At 40.8% G+C, this 14,713-nt stretch carries 15 protein-coding genes; 8 read left to right on the forward strand and 7 right to left on the reverse strand.

The features are described from left to right. Positions 1 to 104: integrase core domain-containing protein (locus tag FM019_RS14560; RefSeq protein ID WP_143834274.1), on the forward strand; the 104-nt coding region annotated here is incomplete at its 5' end. Between the two features lie 46 nt (positions 105 to 150). Here the strand turns inward: FM019_RS14560 and FM019_RS14565 are convergent. The 7 genes from FM019_RS14565 to FM019_RS14595 form a co-directional block, all read right to left on the reverse strand. Beyond that, complete coding sequence (locus FM019_RS14565) at positions 151 to 618, reverse strand: YchJ family protein (RefSeq protein WP_143836694.1); 468 nt, start codon at positions 616 to 618, stop codon at positions 151 to 153. Positions 619 to 752: 134 nt separating this feature from the next. Next, positions 753 to 1,133, reverse strand: coding sequence for a hypothetical protein (locus FM019_RS14570; RefSeq protein WP_143836695.1), 381 nt, complete (start codon positions 1,131 to 1,133; stop codon positions 753 to 755). Positions 1,134 to 1,196: 63 nt separating this feature from the next. Continuing rightward, positions 1,197 to 1,823, reverse strand: coding sequence for a protein-methionine-sulfoxide reductase heme-binding subunit MsrQ (gene msrQ, locus FM019_RS14575; RefSeq protein WP_143836696.1), 627 nt, complete (start codon positions 1,821 to 1,823; stop codon positions 1,197 to 1,199). A 4-nt stretch (positions 1,824 to 1,827) separates the two neighbouring features. Continuing rightward, on the reverse strand, positions 1,828 to 2,829 hold the full coding sequence (gene msrP / locus FM019_RS14580; RefSeq protein ID WP_143836697.1) for a protein-methionine-sulfoxide reductase catalytic subunit MsrP: 1,002 nt from the start codon (positions 2,827 to 2,829) through the stop codon (positions 1,828 to 1,830). A 112-nt stretch (positions 2,830 to 2,941) separates the two neighbouring features. Further along, on the reverse strand, positions 2,942 to 4,261 hold the full coding sequence (locus tag FM019_RS14585; RefSeq protein WP_143836698.1) for an anti-phage deoxyguanosine triphosphatase: 1,320 nt from the start codon (positions 4,259 to 4,261) through the stop codon (positions 2,942 to 2,944). 13 nt (positions 4,262 to 4,274) lie between these two features. Continuing rightward, on the reverse strand, positions 4,275 to 4,808 hold the full coding sequence (gene yfbR, locus FM019_RS14590; protein ID WP_409553377.1) for a 5'-deoxynucleotidase: 534 nt from the start codon (positions 4,806 to 4,808) through the stop codon (positions 4,275 to 4,277). Between the two features lie 80 nt (positions 4,809 to 4,888). After that, positions 4,889 to 6,109, reverse strand: a complete 1,221-nt coding sequence (locus FM019_RS14595; RefSeq protein WP_143836700.1) for a pyridoxal phosphate-dependent aminotransferase — start codon at positions 6,107 to 6,109, stop codon at positions 4,889 to 4,891. Between the two features lie 182 nt (positions 6,110 to 6,291). On the opposite strand from FM019_RS14595, the gene FM019_RS14600 reads away from it, so the two are divergent. The 7 genes from FM019_RS14600 (at position 6,292) to FM019_RS14630 (ending at position 14,710) form a co-directional block, all read left to right on the forward strand. Then, positions 6,292 to 6,813, forward strand: coding sequence for a lecithin retinol acyltransferase family protein (locus FM019_RS14600; protein ID WP_143836701.1), 522 nt, complete (start codon positions 6,292 to 6,294; stop codon positions 6,811 to 6,813). Positions 6,814 to 7,071: 258 nt separating this feature from the next. Then, positions 7,072 to 7,866, forward strand: a complete 795-nt coding sequence (locus FM019_RS14605; RefSeq protein WP_143836702.1) for a DUF2189 domain-containing protein — start codon at positions 7,072 to 7,074, stop codon at positions 7,864 to 7,866. 310 nt (positions 7,867 to 8,176) lie between these two features. Continuing rightward, on the forward strand, positions 8,177 to 9,370 hold the full coding sequence (locus FM019_RS14610) for a thiamine pyrophosphate-dependent dehydrogenase E1 component subunit alpha (protein WP_143836703.1): 1,194 nt from the start codon (positions 8,177 to 8,179) through the stop codon (positions 9,368 to 9,370). Next, positions 9,363 to 10,340 (forward strand): alpha-ketoacid dehydrogenase subunit beta, encoded by a 978-nt coding sequence (locus tag FM019_RS14615; RefSeq protein ID WP_143836704.1) that lies wholly within the window; start codon positions 9,363 to 9,365, stop codon positions 10,338 to 10,340. Before FM019_RS14610 ends, FM019_RS14615 begins: the two co-directional genes overlap by 8 nt. A gap of 13 nt (positions 10,341 to 10,353) precedes the next feature. Continuing rightward, the gene (locus FM019_RS14620) at positions 10,354 to 11,922 is read left to right on the forward strand and encodes a dihydrolipoyllysine-residue acetyltransferase (RefSeq protein ID WP_143836705.1); all 1,569 of its coding nucleotides are present in this window, start codon (positions 10,354 to 10,356) and stop codon (positions 11,920 to 11,922) included. A 76-nt stretch (positions 11,923 to 11,998) separates the two neighbouring features. After that, positions 11,999 to 12,859, forward strand: coding sequence for a 23S rRNA (adenine(2030)-N(6))-methyltransferase RlmJ (locus tag FM019_RS14625; protein WP_143836706.1), 861 nt, complete (start codon positions 11,999 to 12,001; stop codon positions 12,857 to 12,859). Positions 12,860 to 12,865: 6 nt separating this feature from the next. Then, a complete protein-coding gene (locus tag FM019_RS14630; RefSeq protein WP_143836707.1) occupies positions 12,866 to 14,710 on the forward strand; it encodes a protein kinase domain-containing protein in 1,845 nt (614 codons plus the stop codon). The last annotated feature ends 3 nt before the right edge of the window (positions 14,711 to 14,713 follow it).

Here is a 14,713-nt window from a genome sequence, read left to right on the forward strand (position 1 = left end):
ATGCTAAGAAGATGGTGGAAGAATCAATACAGATATATAATCAAAGAAGGCCGCATCTGGCCTTAAAATACAAAACGCCCGATGAAGTTCATCGAGCGCTTTAATGTGAAATAAGTGTCAACCTATTTCAGGACTAGTCATGTAAATGCATTAGCGACCACAACACTTTTTAAACTTTTTACCGCTACCACACGGACAATTATCGTTTCTGCCGGGTTTTAATAACCCAGAATCCTCGAAGATAATGCCATCACGATATCGCCAAAAGCCGTCTTCCTTTAAAAAAGTAGAATTCTCATGAAGCATAAAAAACTGTTTGGCTTCTTTATAAATTGCTTTGAATTCAACTTTATCTGTTTCAAATGTATTAATGATAATAAGGTTTAACCAACTCGACCCAGCTGAAGATTTGGATATTTCCTTTACTGAAATTGCTTTTTGTTGTTCTTTTGCATAAGTGTCATAAATGTATTGATAGTCACTTTGTTGATAAGCAGAATAGCGAGAACGCATTAGTTGTTCTGGGCTTGGTGGGTAGGTTGTCCGGTCAAGAAAAGGTTTACAGCATAAGTCAAATAGTTGGCCACTTTTACATGGACATTCAGAGGTAGCGTTCATAATGTGCTGAATATTAATCGATTAAATGCCTCCTATTATATAGTGCTTTAAATTTAGCCCCAAACGCCTAAATAGTTAGAGTCCATGTCTAGGGTCAAATTAGAGCTAAAGCAGACTAGCCAATGGATATTGTTTTAGTGCCAAGGTCCAACAACCAGGTTTTCCGGCAATGCTTCGCCGACAGTCAAGTTTACTAAAGTAACGTTGTGTTGTTCGCACAGTTGCCTAATTCGTAGTGTGCGAAAATCATCAAGATTTAGATCTTCGACAAACAAAATAGAACATTGACCGCCATTAACTATTTTGGCCATCCAATCGTATAAAGCATCGTTTTCTGGCATGAAAAGGCGAATAGCACCATTAAGTTTTTCAGAAAACGCGATGCGATTTGATATTAAATACATCCACTTTTGCTTAATAGAATGATGTAAACCGTTCACAGATTTGAAATTATTGAAATTCAGCTCAGTAAAACTTGAGCCAACATGTGATTCGGTAGAATGTAAAAGTGCCATGCCTCACCTCGAATAATGTATTTATATACAGTGTTGATATATACAGTAGTACTGTATAAATAATCATGCAAGGTTTTTTTTACGCTTTTTTAACCAACGGTCTAATTTATCTTTTCTCATGAACAGAACTAGCAACAGAAGTACCCAGTAAATTACTGGCTGCAATATGTCCGATTTCACACTCCAAATGTAATGTAAAGCTATCAAAATACCCGCTAAATAAACCCAGTTGTGCAAAGCCTGCCATTTTTTGCCCAATGTTATTTGGCTTTTACGGGTTGATGTGAGTGCCAAAGAAAACAAAATTAGCAAGGCCACAAAACCGACAGTAATATAGGGGCGATCAATGATTTCGGCAATCAAAAATTGCCACTCGAATTGTAATTCAAAAAATATAAAACTTAAAAAGTGGACAAGGGCATAAAAAAAAGCGTACAAGCCCAACAAACGCCTGACTTTTATCAGCGCTGCTTGCTTTAGCATTTTGGCTAATGGACTTGTTAGCAAAGATAATAACAGTAAATTAAAGGCACTAATGCCGGTGAAGTGCAATAAGGACTCTACAGGGTCACCGCCCAATTGATCAATTGACGCTAAATAAAATGTCCAAATTAAAGGCAACAGGGCACCAAGGTGAATTAAAACTTTAAACCAGATTAATCTACCCGGACTCAACAAAATCCTTTTCATAGTGCTAGTAGTTTCTTCTTAGGTTTAGATCTTTATATAAATCTGCGACCTCTTCGTATCCATTGAATGGCAAAGTAGGGATACGATTTTGTGAAAATAACCCTCCAGTGGTTATCCTTCTCTCTCGTGCTTGACTCCAACGGGGATGATCAACCTTTGGGTTTACGTTTGCATAAAATCCATATTCCCTTGGCGCTAGGATGTTCCATGTGGTTGGTGGTTTCCTGTCTGTAAGTTTAATTTTGACAACAGACTTGATGCTTTTAAATCCATACTTCCAAGGCACTACAAGACGAATGGGTGCGCCATTTTGCGCTGGCAGTGTCTTCCCGTATAACCCTACAGACATAAGCGTAAGAGGATGCATTGCTTCATCTAAACGCAAACCTTCAACATAAGGGTAGTCGATACCGCCACCAACAAAACGGCTACGTTGACCTGGCATTTGTTTGGGATCATACAGGGTTTCAAATGCAACGTACTTGGCACTACCAAGAGGTTTTGCTTTGTTCAGCAGGCTCGCAAGAGGGAACCCATTCCATGGAATTACCATAGACCATGCTTCAACGCAGCGTAATCGGTAGATCCTTTCTTCTAGAGGAAAACTCGACAATAGATCGTCGTACCCGAGCGTTATTGGGTTTTCAACTAGACCTTCAATTGTCATAGACCAAGGGTCTACCTTGAACTCTTGTGCGTTTTCGATGGGATCGGATTTACTTGTGCCAAATTCGTAAAAATTATTGTGGCTAATTACTTTTTGCTCAGGTGTCAATGTTTCATCGGTGCTAAACGATGGAGCTTTGTTGTGCGTTAAAGGTGCAGTCTCAAACACCTTTTCTTTTTTTGAGAACCAGTCTATAGCCTTTGCCGAAGGGCTGGCAAGTAGTGCCGATGCACTGAAAAACCCCATGGATTTAAGAATATTACGTCTATCTTGGTAAACGTTTTGATCCGTAACCATATTTTCAGAAATATCACTTTTTTTTGGAACTTTAATCAACATCACTGACGCCTAATTTGCTTCATCTATTCAATATACGAACAGATAGGGGTTTTGGAATAAAAATTCCATCACAAATTTATCACAGCGCCAAATCAGCTAGTAGATAACGAGTTTAAATTGAATATTGGTCGTTAATGCCACCGGCCTTAGGCAAAAACAAATTGTTATAGAGTTTTGATGCAAATCCGTCAGTCATACCTGAGATGTAGTCAGAGATGACTCGATGACCATTATTGTGTTCCTCTGCCTGTTGCCATCGCTTACGTGTGTTTTCAGGTAACAACCGTTCTGGATCAGATGCGAAAGCTTCAAACAATTCCATCACTATTTGTTGGCCTTTATACTCTAGAATCTGGATCTCTGGTCGTTGAATGACGCGTTTGAAGACGAAAGTTTTAAATAATCCTAACGCTTTTGCTGATTGCTCTGGGAAGGTAGCATTGTGTCTAAGCAAAGGTTCGTCAAATTGAGCAGCTTTGTGGTTAATTTCGATTGATGTGATAAAGGCATTGACCAAGGCACCAATGGCATCTTTTCTTTCAAAATGATAATGACTGAACAATTTGTCGGTTAAATTATTAATAATACTTGATAAAGAGAATTCACTTAATTGCGCAATAGGTTCAGACACTTCTTGTTCGAACTGATCTCGTTGGATCATTCCCATCACAATAGCATCCTCAAGATCATGAATGCCGTAAGCAATATCGTCGGCCAGTTCCATTATGGAGCAATCAAAAGATTTGAAGCGGGTTTTACTATGCTTATTTTCAAATGTTTCAAAGGCCATGAATAGCTCTTTGTCGGTTGATGACAACGGGGAAAGTAACCAGTCAAACATTTTTTGGTCACATCGATAAAGACCTTTTGGAGGATGCCAATTTTCCGCTTTAACCTGTCGATGATGAGTGACAACTTGTTGTGTAGCAGTATTATTCAGCGAGTCAATATAATTGGGATATTTGACTAATCCAAGAATGGTTCTTCGGCTCAAATTCATCCCATGTTCAAGGGTATAAGGCTCTAATTTGCTAATTATTCGGAATGTTTGTCCATTTCCTTCAAATCCACCATTGGCATGCATTTTAAAGTGCAAGGCGACTTCTCCACCATGCCCAAAAGGTGGGTGTCCAATATCATGGGCTAAACACAGGGCTTCGATGAGCTGATCGTTGAGATCTAAAGAATGAGTTAACTCGGGATATTTGCTGCGCAGCTGTGCGGCAATTCCTTGTCCTATTTGTGAAGCTTCCAAGGAATGAGTTAAACGTGTGCGATAAAAGTCGCTGATCCCGACACCTAATACTTGTGTTTTGGCTTGAAGTCTGCGAAATGCTGCAGAATGTAAAATGCGCGCTTTGTCGCGCTGGAACGGATTCCTATGATCTCCTTCACGAACGGTTTGGGTAGATTCTCTTCTATCGTTCCACATACTTCATGCCTCTTTAATACTCTTCTTGAGTAATTTCATCCAGGCTTAAGGTAAAACTCGGCACATAAGCTTGGATAAAATAGTCGACTTCTTCTGAATGATAATCTTGAAGGATTTTATCAAGTCGCTTTTTGGCCAGTTCAAATTCTTTATTACCAGCGGATAGCTCCTCAAGGGTTTTTAAATAGGCACAAATGACATCCGCCGCTTTGACAATAAAAGCTTCGTCTTCACTGTGATGAGCATGATCAATAAGTTGGGCGTAATCATTTTTAAAATCATCTGGTGCCATGTCCACCAATTTTTGTTCAGCGATTTTTTCGATTTTTTTGTATTCGTCTTTGATCGCCGGATTAAAATATTTAACCGGGGTAGGGAGGTCCCCTGTCAATACTTCAGATACATCGTGAAACAACGCAATCGTAGCAACTTTATAGACATCGACAGTGCCGCCAAAATAACGGTTTTTTATCAGCGCAAGAGCATGGGCAACCATGGCCACCTGTAAACTGTGTTCCTGCACATTTTCTTGGTAAACATTGCGCATTAACGGCCAACGATTGATTAGCTTCATCCTTGAGAGGTGAGCGAAAAAATGGCTTTTAGCAATTGGAGTAACCACTATGTTTAACCTACCTGTTTGTAATATGAAAAGAACTTTTCAATGCGTTTGATTGCTGGCCCCAAAACATCTTCGTGAGGTAGAAACACCAATCTGAAATAGCATCCTTCGGTAAGATTAAACGCGCTACCGTGAACAAGTAAAATTTTCTCATTGCACAATAAATCCATAATCATTTGCTCATCGCTTTTGATATTAAATTTTTTCGCATCCACTTTGGCAAAACAATACATTGCCCCCGCCGGCACAACGCAGCTTACGCCATCAATTTCGTTGAGCATTTTCGCTGCCAGGTCACGTTGTGTTTTCAATCGACCACCCTCTACAATCAGGTCGTTGATACTTTGATAACCGCCTAAAGCAGTTTGAATGGCGTGCTGACAGGGTACATTTGCGCACATTCGCATCGACGACAACATGTTTAATCCATCGATATAACTCTGCGCTAATAATTTATTGCCACTGACTACTAACCACCCTGCTCTGAATCCGGCGATGCGGTAGTTCTTCGACAAACCACTCAAGGTGATAAAAAATATATCGTCAGCCATGGACGCAATGCATTCATGTTTAGCATCGTCGTAGAGTATTTTGTCGTATATTTCATCACTAAAAATGACAAGGTTAAATTCCCGAGCAATCTTTATGACTTCTTCTAACAACGCCTTGCTGTATACGGCGCCTGTCGGATTATTTGGATTTATTAGAACGATAGCTTTGGTGTTGTTTGTAATTTTACTGCGAATGTCATCGAGATCGGGAAACCAATCAGCTTGTTCATCACATTGGTAATGTACGGGTGTTCCTGAAGATAGACTTACCGCTGCCGTCCATAAGGGGTAGTCAGGGCTGGGAATGAGCACTTCGTCACCATTGTTTAGCAATGCTTGCATAGCCATTACAATGAGTTCGCTAACGCCGTTGCCGATAAATACGTCGTCAACAGAGACATTTTTTATGTGTTTTTGTTGATAGTATTGCATGACGGCGACGCGCGCAGCATAAATGCCGGTTGCGTCAGAATATCCCTGTGCCGTTGGTAAGTTGTGAATAACGTCTTTTAATATGTCATCGGGTGCTTCAAAACCAAAAGGAGCAGGATTGCCGATGTTGAGTTTTAGTATACGGTGGCCCTCGTCTTCCATCTTTTTGGCCGCAGTTAAAATTGGCCCTCTAATGTCGTAACACACGCCGTCTAATTTGTTGGATTTGCTTATTTTTTTCATCTAATCAATATGATATTTCTGCCACATGCACAGAGTAATACAGCAATAGGTCGCTGTTAAGGGGAATTACGACAATTGCCTAATTAATTTTCACCTTTCAATCACATTCGTTTACAAAGTGGTAATTGCCAAAATCTAAATTTTTAGACATTCTTAGCTGTAATTAAGCTGGAGGAAATACTATGCCTGCTCCTCTCATTTGGCTAGGTGCCGGAATCGCAGCACTTTATGCTGGCGACAAACTTAGTAAACAACATCTGCGCAATAAACAGATCGTGACCCATTACCCAGGTGAATCAACTCGCGAGGTAAAACCTAGCGACGGCTCGATTGTTTGTTGCGGCATTTATGGTGTGTTTGATCACACAGGGATATGGGTGGATGGCAAAATCATTGAATTGCGAGGCAATGGCCTAGTAAGAGCAATATCACCAGAACGATTTTTAGACAATCGCAGTGGTGATCAAGTTTTTGTTTTATGTAATGGTAAAGAGCAACCCCTGATTTCTGAAAACGTACTGTCAAACGCGAGCAATTTACTTTATTCCTACAGTGAATATGACCTCTTGAGCAATAATTGCCACCGCTTTGTCTGGCAGTGTGTGAGCAACCGCAAACAAATTATTACAAGCTTTTTTGAGTTAAATAAAGCGTTGTCCCTTTATTTCAATCAGGCTTTAAATTGGCATTTGTGCAAATATTAGTCATTTGTTTGAACGTTTATAGTCAAATTGATCGCTTCCACTTGATTGTTAGTAACAAATAGTTAACATGTCGTTTACTGTTTTGTTAAATAACCGCCTGTATTAAAACGATTTTAAAATCGTACTTGATTACTTTCAGCGTTAAAAAATTGATCTGGCGCAATGGCAAAGCAAAAATGCTCGCATATACTTAAGTTGCACTGTTGCCACAATAATAAACGGTTCTATCGCCGTTAACTCAGATCTAAGGGAGCTTATATGTCACATCATTTTGAGGAAGAGCCACACAATGCTATCACAGACAGTGGGATCGCACGGGTTATTCCATGCAAAGAACTCGATATCGGAGATCCACTTAAATGGTTAGCGTTAGGACTCAGAGATCTGTTGCGCGCACCTTTGTTGACTGTATTTTATGGTGTATTTTTTGCCGCTATCCCTTGGTTAATTACTTATCTGGTTGCACTAACGGGGTGGCATCTCGTCATATTACCGGCAATGGTTTGTTTCATGTTGATTGGTCCCTTTCTTGCTGCAGGCTTATATGACATAAGCTGGGAGTTTGAAAAAGGGCATAAACCAAGCCTGTGGCATTCAATAAAAGCGGTTAAACGCAATGCCGTCAATGAGTGGGGATTTGGCATCATGTTAATGGTGTTAATGATTTTTTGGTTGAGAGTCGCTTCTATGATCCATGCGCTTTACCCTCCCTATTTAGGCGAAAATTTAGAAGAATTGCTGCCATTTTTAGCGCTAGGAACTATTGTTGGAGCCATCTTCACAGCAATTGTCTTTCTTCTAAGTGCCTTCACTCAGCCGACGCTAATGGAACGTAAAGTCGATTTGGCTACCGCCGTTTTAACCAGCGTGAACGCTGTATGGTTGAATAAAGCTCCTATGTTTATTTGGGCAATGATTATATTTACTACCGTGGTAATCGGATTCTTAACTGGCTTTGTTGGTTTTATATTTTTAATGCCACTAATCGGTTTCGCAACGTGGCACGGATACATAGATACCATTGAAACTAAACGGGAACGTAAATACGAATAACAGCTTTCTGTTGAAAAGGTCGCTGATAGCGGCCTTTTTTTGTACTGTTATTCCACTGCAATTTTACGAATCGTTGTTTTCTGTAAACATCATCAAAATCACACCGACAATGACAATTTCCATTCGTTAACATTTTTATCAGTAAATATAATCAAGCGTTAGGATGAACTACCTAATTATCCTTTAATTATTAGTACAGGAGTTTTATATAAACACTGAGCCCGGTTAATTTTAGCAACACAAATATCATCACCGTGCACTAATATTAACATCCTGATAACACCCTACAATATTCTAAATAGGTACCCTGATGGAAGACAGAAATCATCTTTCAGATATAGGTCTGGCCCACAATGTAGAAATAATAACAAATGGCCTGATCGATATTCCGATGTTACAAATGTTAAACCCGGAAGGAGAAGCACACAGTGATTCGAATCTTCCGGATCTTGACCAAAATACCAGTGAAAAAATCCTCAAAACCATGCACTACGTTCGAGTCCTCGATGAGCGTATGATTGCGGCTCAGCGTCAAGGCCGGATTAGCTTTTATCTTGCTTGTTCTGGTGAGGAAGCTTCAACAATAGGCAGCGCTGCGGCACTCGAAGATCAGGACATGATCATGTCGCAATACCGAGAACAAGGCGCGTTGGCCTATCGAGGATATTCAACTAAACAATTCATGGACCAAATGTTTAGTAATCAAAATGATCCTAATAAAGGGCGTCAGATGCCCATACACTATGGTGACAAAGCGCTTAACTTTATGACTATTTCCTCTCCACTGGGCACTCAAATTCCCCAAGCATCAGGCTATTCCTATGCGCAAAAATTAGCAGGGCAAGACGCCATTACAGTTTGTTATTTTGGAGAAGGTGCAGCATCGGAAGGGGATTTTCATGCAGGCCTAAATATGGCTGCAGTATTGAATTGTCCTGTAATTTTCTTTTGTCGTAATAATGGATACGCAATCTCTACACCAGCTGAAGAGCAGTTTGCCGGTGATGGTATTGCGTCTCGTGGCATTGGCTATGGCGTGAAAACTATCCGTGTTGATGGTAATGATGTTTTAGCCGTGTATGCGGCAACTAAAAGGGCGCGTGAAATCGCTTTGCAAGAAAATTGTCCTGTGCTCATCGAGGCCATGACTTATCGGCTCGCAGCACATTCAACCTCAGATGACCCGTCTGGCTATCGTTCAAAAGAAGAAGAAGCTAAATGGCGTCTTAAAGATCCGGTTTTACGCTTTGAGAAATGGATGCAGAGTAAAGGGTGGTTTGACGAAAAAGCTATCCAAACGTTTGTTGAGCAAAACAGACAAGACGTGCTGAATGCTTTGAAAGAATCTGAAAAGGTACCCGTTTGCGAGATTGATCAAATCATTGAAGATGTCTATGACACACCACCCTGGCATTTAAAACAGCAGCTACAAGAATTAAAACAGCACATCGCAAAATATCCAGATGCTTACCCCAAAACAGCAGGGAGAATTAGCCATGATTAAAATGAATATGCTGCAAGCCGTTAACAATGCGCTAATCACAGCAATGGAAGGTGATAAAACTGCTGTAGTTTTTGGAGAGGATGTTGGGCACTTCGGCGGGGTTTTTCGCGCTACCAGCAATCTACAAGAAAAATTCGGTAAAGCACGTTGTTTTAATACACCTTTGACCGAACAAGGTATTATTGGCTTCGCAAACGGCTTTGTGTCTCAAGGTTCTACTGCTATTGCTGAAATTCAGTTTGCTGACTACATATTCCCTGCATTTGATCAGATCGTAAACGAAACAGCCAAATTTCGTTATCGCTCTGGCAGTCAATTTACTTGCGGTTCTTTGACTATTCGTACGCCATATGGCGGAGGAATTGCTGGAGGACACTACCATTCACAATCGCCAGAGGCGTTTTTTGCCCATATCCCTGGAATGAAGATTGTTATTCCCCGCAATCCGTATCAGGCTAAAGGATTATTACTCGCCTCTATACGAGACGACAACCCTGTTCTGTTTATGGAACCCAAAAGACTCTATCGTGCGTCTGTAGGCGAAGTCCCTGAAGAAGATTATGAACTTGCCTTAGGTAAAGCTGAAATTGTCAAACAAGGCTCAGACATCACACTGTTAGCTTGGGGAGCACAAATGGAAATCATTGAGCAAGCAGTCCAAATGGCTGAAAAAGACGGAATTTCTTGTGAAGTGATTGATTTACGCAGTATCTTACCTTGGGATGTGGAAACCGTCTGTGAATCAGTGATGAAAACGGGTCGTTTATTAGTGAATCATGAAGCACCTCTGACAGGAGGTTTTGCCAGCGAAATCGCGTCTACGGTTCAAGAGCGCTGTTTCTTATACCTTGAGTCGCCCATTGCTAGAGTATGCGGGCTCGATACGCCTTATCCGTTAGCTCACGAAAAAGAATATATGCCGGACCACCTTAAGACTTATGAAGCGATAAAACGCTCTGTCAATTTTTAGTCAGGAGAGTTAAATGAAAGATTTTATTTTGCCTGATATTGGCGAAGGCATTGTCGAGTGTGAACTCCTAGAGTGGTTAGTTGCTGAAGGCGATGTTATCGAAGAAGATCAGCCAGTAGCTGAGGTCATGACAGATAAAGCTACAGTGCAAATACCTGCCATGCATGCCGGTGTTGTAGCCAAGCTATATTACAAAGCGGGTGACATTGCAAAAGTCCATGAGCCACTCTTTGCTATGGCGTCTACAGATCAGCCTAACGATAGTCAATCTGAGCAAAACCATGAGAAGACTCAGGACGTAAACGAAACTAAATCAAATTCTTTATCCAAACCAGAAGACTTTATCTTACCTGATATCGGTGAAGGGATCGTTGAATGCGAAATTGTTAAATGGTTGGTAAATGAAGGCGATGCTATTGTTGAAGACCAGCCTGTTGTAGAAGTGATGACCGATAAAGCGTTGGTAGAGATTCCGGCTAAATACAATGGCGTTATAACAAAATTGTATTACGCACAAGGCGATATCGCCAAAGTTCACGCGCCCTTGTACGCGCTTGCCGCAGAAAGTGCTGCGCAGGAATCGTCAAATAACGCGACTGATAGTGCAGGTAAAGTTGACGCTGTTGTAGTGAAGTCTGCAAATGATAATCCGACTATCAAACACAATGATGTCCCCATTGTTCAAGGTAAAGCCTTAGCAAGCCCTGCGGTGAGACGTTTAGCCAGAGAAAAAAATATCGATATCTCAAGTGTTCTTGGTTCAGGTAAAAAAGGTCGCGTGCTTAAAGAAGATATTTCAAAGCATTTATCTGGCCAGTCTGATGCGATTGCAACGGAATCTCAAAAACCATCTAATGACGTTATGCAAAGCATTGGAGGATCAAGAGTCGAGCCTATACGCGGAATTAAAGCGGCCATGGCAAAACAAATGAGCCAGTCTGTTTTCACCATCCCGCATTTTAGTGTCAGTGAAGAAATTAATGTGGATCAATTAATTGCTGTTCGCGCGCAATTGAAAGGTGATTTCGAAGCTAAAGGGGTTAAACTCAGCTTTATGCCATTTTTCATTAAAGCTATGTCTATGGCATTAAAATCATTCCCGATAATTAATAGTCAAGTTAATGATAATTGCACGGAGTTGACCTATTTTGATGATCATAATATCGGCTTGGCGGTGGATTCTAAAATCGGATTATTGGTCCCGAATATTAAGCGTGTACAATCGCTTTCCTTAATTGAGGTTGCTCAGGAAACCAATCGTTTAATAGACCTAGCGCGAGAGGGCAGATTAGGTTCTAGTGACCTCAAAGGGGGTACCATTAGCATCTCTAATATTGGCGTATTAGGTGGAACTACCGCAACACCCGTTATCAACAAGCCTGAATCGGCCATTGTTGCACTAGGAAAAATGCAACGTCTGCCAAGATTTGATGACAATGACAATGTAGTTGCGGTCAACATCATGCATGTAAGTTGGTCCGGAGATCATCGCATTATTGATGGCGCTACTATGGTCAAATTTAATAATCTTTGGAAATCCTATATAGAGAATCCAATGTCTATGTTGACTGACCTAAGGTAGTCAAGATACTGTTAAAATCTAATATCATTAAGCCCTTTCATCATTTGATAAAGGGCTTTTTTAGGACTGGCGATTTATGTTGAGTTACCGTCACAGTTTTCACGCTGGAAACCATGCAGACGTACTAAAACACCTCATATTAATGATGGTTTTGAATAGTATTCGTAAAAAAGATAAACCGGCTATATACATTGATACTCATAGCGGTGCCGGTTTGTATGCGCTGGACAGCGCAGAAGCTCTGCAAAATAGTGAGTTCGTCTCGGGGATCGAAAAATTAAAACCCTATTCTGGTGAGCAAGAAGCCATCAATGCTTATCGGGAGTTGTTAGTCTCATTCGAAAATCGGAATCAATATCCTGGATCGCCGCTCATCGCGGCTAACATGCTGCGAAAACAGGATAAGCTTGCACTTATGGAGTTCCATAACAACGAAGTTAACAACCTGAAAAAAGCAATGGCCCATGCCGGAGCAGTCAGCGAAGTTGGTGTGCATCATCGAGACGGTTTTGAAGGCTTGGTGGCGTTACTACCCCCTAAACCTTCAAGAGGACTTGTACTTATTGACCCTCCCTATGAGAGGATAGAGGAGTATGATTTTGTTTTGCAAACTATGCAAAAATCCCTAAAAAAATGGCCAACAGGTATCTATTTAATTTGGTATCCACTGTTGTCGTCGCGAGCAGCAAAAAAATCCGGTAAAAGTGAAAAGATGGTGCTGGACATAAGCCAACTTTCAGTTAAAAACGCGCTAAATATCACCTTTCAGGTCGAGGAGAATACTGAAGATGCAGGCATGTATGGCTCTGGATTGCTAATCTTGAACGCGCCTTGGAAACTTGACGAGCAATTGCAATCTGCGTTGCCAGAAATATCAAAATTGTTAACCGGAACATCTGACAATTATTCTTTGCAATGGCTGGTAAAAGGAACATAGAGCCTTATGTCAGTCGCCGACTTAAAACATTTTTACATACCTGATGAGCAATCCATTTATCTGCTCTCACACAAAGATGCGCAAAAATTAAAAGACTGGTTTTCTCTATGTAAAGAGCAATTAGAGTTGCTCGGTTATCATGATATCGAACTAATTGGTAAAGGCGCCTTTGGCTTTGCGTTCGCGGGGAAAGATCCTCAAAAAAGTGAGCTGGTCTTTAAATTCTCTCGCATTAACCTTCCTCAACATGTTCAAGACAGACTGGAAGAAGAGGCCTTTATGCTGAGCTTAATCGACCACCCTCATGTACCAGCACTAATCGAGTTTCAGCGCATAAAAAAACAAGCTATTTTGGTAATGGAGAGGGCTAAGGGAGTAGATTTAGAAGTCTATTCTTTGCAAAAGGGACCATTAAGTGCACGCTTAATCATTAAAATTGCTTACCAACTCTCCGAAATTCTATCTTTCCTGCGCCAACACCAGCAAAATGGTCACGATAAACCGATAGTGCATGGTGATGTCAAACCCTCCAATATAGTATTTGATGAGAAGTCTGAAACCATAGGATTGATTGATTGGGGCTCGTCTGTTTTTGCGCAACTGGATCACACCGGTCAATTTGTGGCAAACAACGTCATGGATTTAATGTCGAGTGATATGCAACAAACCAATGCACGTTTAGGTGACGTGTATTTTATCGGTCCGGAACAGCTTAACGGTGATTTGTCTACATCGAGATTTGATGAGCAAGGGATCGCCAGCACCCTTTATGCGTTAGCGTCTGGACAATCAAGTCGTTTTGGAAGACACGTGATTACGCCTAATGCCTTAGGTTTACCTAAAGAACTTGCTGAGACACTTACTGCAATGCTAAGTGATGACCCGCTGCGACGCCAACGAGGTGGTGACTATTTTATCAATAATATGAAGTATCTTCGTAATTTGGTTTTTTCCGAGCAAGACACCACATCCTATGTAGCCCTGATCCCGACCTGGACATTTGAATCACAAAAAGAAATTGATACCGTTGTCTATAGTTCCAGGAAATCATTTTTACGTGTGGAGAATGAAGACCAACATCATGATTTACACTATTTAAACGATGCCCAATTTGAACGATATTATAAAAACTATATGCAAGGGATGGGCGAGACGGAAAAAGCGTTCATTTCGGCTGTAGGTCGATTAGGTAAATACCCTGTGGTAGGAGGCTTGGTGGTGAGATGGCAACCAGAGGGTGTATACATTGATTCAAGTCTTAATCTATTTGATCCAGAATTGAAGCGCTCTTTTGACGTGTCAGTGAATAATGTTGTCACTTTAGCCAGAGCAATTCATCGTGTAGGCGTGTTTAAAAGTTGCATGTTTAATGCAAGAGACACGCGGCATATTGAGCGCGAATCTGAAAACGATAAGTTTGTTCCAGAGAGTGACATGCAGATCCCTTATGATATAAGTACTACATCCATAACAGAGGACCAAAGCCGCAATCACTCTTACTTCGAGGACGGCGAAGACCCAGATGAGCTTTTAGTGTTACCCGCTCAAATGATGAGTATTATTCGACAATTAAACTCTATTCATCACACTGGCTGTATCATATTTGAAGCCTTACCGACACACTTGAAAATACACAGCTATTACACCTTATTGGATCACAGTATGGAGCTGGAATTTAAGAGTTTATTAAAAGAAATTGTTGACTTGCTCCCACAAATTAATGGCTTAGGTATCTCTGGATTTATGAAGCTACCATATAAAGATACCCGTTATTTTGAGCACAGTAGTGGTTTGCCCGAGAAGTTTTACCCCAAAATTCCCAAAAAGTTGCAACATCATTCCAAGAATTAGGAC

This window comes from Aliiglaciecola sp. M165, from assembly GCF_007197995.1.
Taxonomy (GTDB): Bacteria; Pseudomonadota; Gammaproteobacteria; order Enterobacterales; family Alteromonadaceae; genus Aliiglaciecola.

Excerpts from the sequence above, each read along its gene's own strand:
- FM019_RS14615 (WP_143836704.1), top strand. The coding sequence starts at position 9,363 with ATGATTAAAATGAATATGCTGCAAGCCGTTAACAATGCGCTAATCACA.
- yfbR (WP_409553377.1), bottom strand. The coding sequence starts at position 4,808 with ATGCGCAATGTTTACCAAGAAAATGTGCAGGAACACAGTTTACAGGTG.
- msrQ (WP_143836696.1), bottom strand. The coding sequence starts at position 1,823 with ATGAAAAGGATTTTGTTGAGTCCGGGTAGATTAATCTGGTTTAAAGTT.
- FM019_RS14565 (WP_143836694.1), bottom strand. The coding sequence starts at position 618 with ATGAACGCTACCTCTGAATGTCCATGTAAAAGTGGCCAACTATTTGAC.
- FM019_RS14625 (WP_143836706.1), top strand. The coding sequence starts at position 11,999 with ATGTTGAGTTACCGTCACAGTTTTCACGCTGGAAACCATGCAGACGTA.
- FM019_RS14630 (WP_143836707.1), top strand. The coding sequence starts at position 12,866 with ATGTCAGTCGCCGACTTAAAACATTTTTACATACCTGATGAGCAATCC.
- msrP (WP_143836697.1), bottom strand. The coding sequence starts at position 2,829 with ATGTTGATTAAAGTTCCAAAAAAAAGTGATATTTCTGAAAATATGGTT.
- FM019_RS14585 (WP_143836698.1), bottom strand. The coding sequence starts at position 4,261 with ATGTGGAACGATAGAAGAGAATCTACCCAAACCGTTCGTGAAGGAGAT.
- FM019_RS14620 (WP_143836705.1), top strand. The coding sequence starts at position 10,354 with ATGAAAGATTTTATTTTGCCTGATATTGGCGAAGGCATTGTCGAGTGT.
- FM019_RS14610 (WP_143836703.1), top strand. The coding sequence starts at position 8,177 with ATGGAAGACAGAAATCATCTTTCAGATATAGGTCTGGCCCACAATGTA.
- FM019_RS14595 (WP_143836700.1), bottom strand. The coding sequence starts at position 6,109 with ATGAAAAAAATAAGCAAATCCAACAAATTAGACGGCGTGTGTTACGAC.
- FM019_RS14605 (WP_143836702.1), top strand. The coding sequence starts at position 7,072 with ATGTCACATCATTTTGAGGAAGAGCCACACAATGCTATCACAGACAGT.
- FM019_RS14600 (WP_143836701.1), top strand. The coding sequence starts at position 6,292 with ATGCCTGCTCCTCTCATTTGGCTAGGTGCCGGAATCGCAGCACTTTAT.
- FM019_RS14570 (WP_143836695.1), bottom strand. The coding sequence starts at position 1,133 with ATGGCACTTTTACATTCTACCGAATCACATGTTGGCTCAAGTTTTACT.